This is a genomic window from Desulfobaculum sp. (assembly GCF_054921475.1).
This window is the reverse complement of the sequence record NZ_JBUDSW010000249.1, coordinates 1-5,216: the sequence shown is the minus strand read 5'-3', so window position 1 is coordinate 5,216 and position 5,216 is coordinate 1. Positions and strand designations below refer to the sequence as shown.

Below are 5,216 nucleotides of genomic sequence, written 5' to 3'. Positions count from 1 at the left end.
TGAGCGCCACGCCCCGGCGGTTTCCGTCCCGGCGTCCAGTTCGCCAATCTCTGCGCCGTCCGCGCCGAGGCATGTCAGTGTCAGGGCCGCCCGTGCGCCGTCGTCCACGGCCACCTGCCGCCACGCTGCCGTCACCTCGGCCAGCCCCGCGTCCACGGCGGCCAGCCGCACGCCGCTTGCGGCGAGGTCCACGTCCTGCTCCAGCACCGCGCCACCGCCCAGCACAAAGCACGCCGCCCCCTCCGCCGGGGTGGGGGCCGTTTCGCGCACTTCCGCCGTTCCGGCCGTGACGGTCCAGCCCGTCAGGTCTTCGGTCTCGGCGTTGCCGTTGACGATGCTCAGGGCCCACGCTTCACCCGAAACGCGCCGCAGCGTTCTGCCGCCATCGCCGGTGATCTCCAGCACGTAGCTTGTGCCCGGCTCCGGGCCGATGTCCCCGGCGTCCTGCGGGACGGGCGTGGCCGTCTGCTGCAGCCTGTCGCGGTGCGCCCAGCTGACGGTCAGGTCCCCGGTAAAAGATTCGGGCCACGCCTCGCCGTTGATGCGCAGCCGTCCCGGCGGCAGGGGCCGCGCGGCGCGGGCGTCCATGCCCAGCGCGTCCACGGGCGCGTCCTCTGCCGCGCACACGCCCTTGCCCGTCATGGGCAGCAGACGCACCTGCACCTCCTCCCCGGCGGTCCACTCGCGCTGCACCACGCCGTCGCCGCCACCCGCCACCGGCGCCCACAGCCGCGCTCCGGCGGCATGGGCCTGCGGCACCGTGTCCAGCACGCCACGGTGAACCCGAGCGCCCGCGTCCATCAGTTCCACAATCTCCACAGCCTCGGCCCCAACGTAGGCCACGGCGGGCAACTCAACGCCTTCACCGCGCAGGCCTCCGGCCAGCGGCAGCACCGTGTCCTGCACGCCCACGGGAGCGGACAGGCTGTCCGTGGCCGCAAACGCGCCACCGCCAGCTCCCGCAAATTCCATCCCCGCCGCCCGCGCCTCAATGCGGTAGCCCGTGGCGTCCGCTGTTGGCCGCCGCGCCAGAGCCAGCACATACCCGGCCTCGGCGTCCAGCTCGCCGGCCTTGGCAAGTACCGCCAGCCATTCCTCGCTGGCGACGCGCCGGACAATCTCATAATAAGGCAGTTCCAGCAGCAGCCGCTCCGGAGCGGGCTGTGGGTCGGAAACCGGGTCCACCCAGCCGTCCACGGGTGCGCCATAGATGGCCCCGGTGGAGGAAAATACATCCTGCACCACGCGTAGGCGCACCTCGCCCGAGGTCAGCTGCCCTTGTGTGGCCTCGGCCACGCGCACCACCATGCGCTCAATGCCAAGGGGCGGCCACCGCAGGGCAAACACGTCGCCCTGCCGCAGATGCGCCAGCGCGTCGCCCCCGGTGATGGTGGCCTGCGCCAGCATGGAGACCGCCTGCCGCAGCTCGCGCGAGCCAATACGCCCGGCCAGCTCCGGGTCCGTGATGAAGGGAAAGGACAGGTCCATGGGCTCGCCGCGTCCCTGTATGGCCTCGGCGGCGATGTCGTGGACAGTGACGGTGGCGGCTTTGCCCAGCTCGCGCCCGGTGTAGCTCACGGTGGCGCGGGTGGGGATGCCGCCCCAGCCCGGACGGGAATAGTCGGTCACGCTTTCAATCTCGCCCTCGCCGTATTCCGGAAGGGCGTCCGGGTCGTAGTCGTCGCGGATAAGCACAAGCTGCTGGCGTCCTGCCGCGTCCTCGCGCAGCACGCCGTCAATGTGCCGCAGCACCTCGTCAATAAAGTACGCCACAGGCCCGCTGGCATCCCACAGACAGGATAGGCCGAAATCCTCTTCGGCCAGCCGCTCAGCCGCTGCGGCAAAGCTGTCGTCGTCTATCTGGTACGGCCAAAAGCCCCGGCCCCACACCCGGTCCGTCAGGCATTCGCGGATGATGTGCGCCGGGTTCGCGTCCCCGTGCGCGCCAATGACGCGGTGCGGACCGTTCCACCCCTTGGGCTGGCGCTCCACCTCCACCCACCACGCCTTGATGTAGCTGCTCATGGCGGACAGCCACGGCGAGCGCAGCACCAGCGACGCCACGCCGCGAAAGGCCACGGCTGCGCGCTCGCCGCCCACCTTGGGGAGCTTTGCGGAAAGGTAGTCGTTCGTCCCTTGCCCGGCCCCGCCGGGCAGCACATCCACCGCCCCTTGCACGCCGCCTTCGCGGTCCTCGCCGCCGTGCAGACTGGGGGCATTCACGGTGATGCGTCCGCCCGCACAGTCGCCGTCCCACGCCACGCGTTCGCCAACAATGAGCCGCCGCACCCGGTCAATGGGACCGTGGCACAGCACCATGTGCATGCCCAGCCCGTACCAGTATCCCGCCGTGTAGGTGGTGGAGCCACCGCCGCCTTTTCCGCCGCCGCCCATCTAGTTCTCCTCCCGTGGCAGTTGCCGCGCGCACCACGCGCGCCATGCCGCCAGCCATATGTCCTGCGCCTCGGTCAGGGCCGCCCGCGCCACAGCGCCGGCCATGGCGTCGCCGTCGGCCAAAAAGTCCGCCGCCGCACGGCCGTGCTCCCGAAACTCGCGCCAGTCCCAACCCCGCGCCGCAAACCACGTCCGCACCCCGCGCATGCAGTAGCGCATGGCGCGCATGTGGCGCAGGCGCACGCGCACGCGCGCCGGGTCCGGGGCCGCAAGGGGCGCGGTTCGTGCGTCATGGTGCATCATGTGCTCCTCCGGATGGCCCGCGTGCGCAGGTCGCCAAACCACACCACGGACGGCGAGGTGATAATCACGCGCCCAAACACCACGGGGATGCTCCGGCCCTCTTCGGCCATAGGTATGTCAAAGTCCTCGATGCTGGCGGCCTTGGCGTTGTGCACTTTGGGCTTTGGCGGCTTGGGCCGCGTTACGTATGTCACCACGGACAGCGCCGCCAGTGCGATGAATCCCCACATACTCGCCTCCTAGACGATGGACCCGGTAAAGGGGTTGGTCTGCGGCAGCCACGGAAAGCCGCCGTAGTTTGCCGTGTTGGCAAAGGTGTTCTTGCAGGTGGCAAGCGTATGGTCGCACCCGGCGTAGGCGGCAACGCTGGCCCCCGCGCCAAGGCCGGGAATGCCCCCGGTCAGGGTTACGGCTTCGCCCGCGTGGGCCACAATCATGCGCCGCTCCTCACCGGCCACCAGTTCTCCGCCCACAAACCAGCCGTCCGTCCGGCTGGCAAACTCCGGGGCGTGGATCACGCTGCCGCGCACCTCGGCCAGCACGGCGTCCACCCGCCAGTTCTGGCGCAGCACGCCGCAGGCCGCCGAGTACAACGGATGCGAACAGCCGCGCGTCAGCCGCCGCACAGCGCCCCCGGCCTCCAGCCCGTCGCCGTAGGTGGCGCAAGCTATGCGGCAGGTTATGCGCCCAAACTGCACCCCGGCCACAATACCGGACCACATGACGGCAAACGCCGCGCCGTCGCCGGACAGAATCTCCACCTCCACGCGTCCGGGCGGCACGCCGGGGATGAAGGCCTGCGCCAGCGGCAGGGTGTGCGCCGCTTCAATCTCTATTTGCGACTGCGCACTTTCTGCGGCGCGCCGTATGTCGCCGCGTTCAATGGGCGCGGGCGCGTAGGTCTCGCCCTTGTAGTCCACGGGCGTGTCCGCGCTGGTGTAGCACCACCGGCGCAGTCCCTGCCGGAATCGGTACAGCTCAAGAATCACAAGACGCCTCCGGAAAAATGCAAAGTCGCCTCGGCCACGCCCGCGCGGTGGTGTGTCAGCTCCACGCGGTCGGCGGTTAGGCGGCTTTTGATGAGGTAACAGATGCGTGCGGCGCCAGGGTGGAGTTCGCGCCCAACTGGAGCATCAATGGTCACAATGTCCACGTCCGCCCCGGCGGCGGCTACGCCCACAATGCGGCGCATGGCGATGATGTTCCCGGCGCGGTCCAGCACGGCAAGGTGCGCGCGGCGCGGGTCCAGATGATAGCCGCTGTGGTGCGCGCCGCGTACCCGCAGGTTCACGCCGTCCACGCCCACAGGGTCCAGCAGGTGAAAGTCGTCCTTCCAGGTGGGCACCCACAGGGCGCGGGAGCGCCCGCGCAGGTGGTGCAGCATTTGGCGCAGCGCCCATACGGCGGCGGGGGAGTCGGCCCGCACCCCGTGGGCGCTGTCCACCACATCGTGCCGCCAGCCGCTGGTCAGCAGCACGGGCCCGGTGGCGTAGTCCACCACGTCCATGTCGCGGTGGACTGTGCGGGGGAGCGTGCCGCCGGCGAGGCGCGGCGGCTGCGCCAGCACGGGCAGGCCGTCGTAGGTCAGTTCCGGCGTGTAGCCGGGGATGGCAGCGTTTTCCGTCACGGCAAAGCGCACGCGCGTATCGCGCAGTCCGGCGCCGCGTTCGGTGTGGGTGGGGTCTTCGGCAAGGGTGGCCATGCGTCCGGGCAGCACCAGACACCCGGCGGGGTAGTCTCCCTGCACAGGCTGGGCAAGGTCCAGCGCCCCGCTGGTGACGCCGGACACCATCACCGCCTCGCTGCGGCGGTCGCTGCCCCACAGTACGGCCACGCCCCCGGCGCGAAAGTCCGCATGCGCCGTGTCCACCAGCACGGCCGCGTCGCCTGCGCGGACTGGTCCCGCGCTGCGGCGCAGCTCCCACCAGATGGGCACGCACCACACGCGCGACCGCCACGCCCAGATGCGCGCGTCCATGTGCGCCTGCTCGGCCTCGTCGGCCAGACGCGTGGCGTATTCAAAGCCCTGCCTCGGTGCGCCGCGCAGGGCGGTGCGCTGCTCGTCTCCGGCATGGGTGCGCCGTACGCGCGTCAGCCATTCCAACGACTCCACTATGGGCGGCTGCGGCCGCCACGCCCACACCACCATGCGCCGCCAGGTCACGGTCAGTGTCACCGCCGCGCCGGGGAATTCCCACGTCAGCCGCGTTTCAAAGCCCGCCGCGCCATCAAGGGGGACGCGCACCGTATACGTTGCCTCGCCCAGCGCGGGGATGGCAAAGGGCGCCTCCGGCCCTATCAGCTCCACCTCGCCGCCCTGTGCGCTGGTAAGGGCCGTGCAGGTTACAGGCGCGGCATGGGTGTTCCACAGGCTCACAGCGTGCACCTGCTCCCCCACAATGTTCCCGCAGTCGATGCGGATGGGCGACAGATGCACCTGATCGGCAATCAGGTCCACGTACGAGCCTACATACACCCCGCCATGCGCGTCCGGCACGGCGGCGGTGGGCTGGGCGCAG

5 protein-coding genes are annotated in these 5,216 nt (G+C 70.4%); all 5 read right to left on the bottom strand.

Going from position 1 to position 5,216, the window contains the following annotated elements; translation table 11 throughout:
* Positions 1-2,394 (bottom strand): phage tail protein (locus ACY69P_RS13795; protein WP_462327891.1); only part of this gene is annotated, 2,394 nt, incomplete at its 3' end.
* Positions 2,395-2,697, bottom strand: coding sequence for a hypothetical protein (locus ACY69P_RS13790; RefSeq protein ID WP_462327890.1), 303 nt, complete (start codon positions 2,695-2,697; stop codon positions 2,395-2,397).
* A complete protein-coding gene (locus ACY69P_RS13785; RefSeq protein ID WP_459898721.1) occupies positions 2,694-2,927 on the bottom strand; it encodes a hypothetical protein in 234 nt (77 codons plus the stop codon). Before ACY69P_RS13785 ends, ACY69P_RS13790 begins: the two co-directional genes overlap by 4 nt.
* Positions 2,928-2,936: 9 nt before the next feature.
* Complete coding sequence (locus ACY69P_RS13780; protein WP_459898723.1) at positions 2,937-3,686, bottom strand: phage BR0599 family protein; 750 nt, start codon at positions 3,684-3,686, stop codon at positions 2,937-2,939.
* On the bottom strand, positions 3,683-5,216 hold a 1,534-nt coding region (locus ACY69P_RS13775; RefSeq protein WP_462327889.1), incomplete at its 5' end, for a hypothetical protein. The genes ACY69P_RS13780 and ACY69P_RS13775, both read right to left, overlap by 4 nt.

Bases quoted from the DNA above. Each gene is read 5' to 3' on its own strand.
- ACY69P_RS13785 (WP_459898721.1), bottom strand. From the start codon at position 2,927: ATGTGGGGATTCATCGCACTGGCGGCGCTGTCCGTGGTGACATACGTA.
- ACY69P_RS13790 (WP_462327890.1), bottom strand. From the start codon at position 2,697: ATGATGCACCATGACGCACGAACCGCGCCCCTTGCGGCCCCGGACCCG.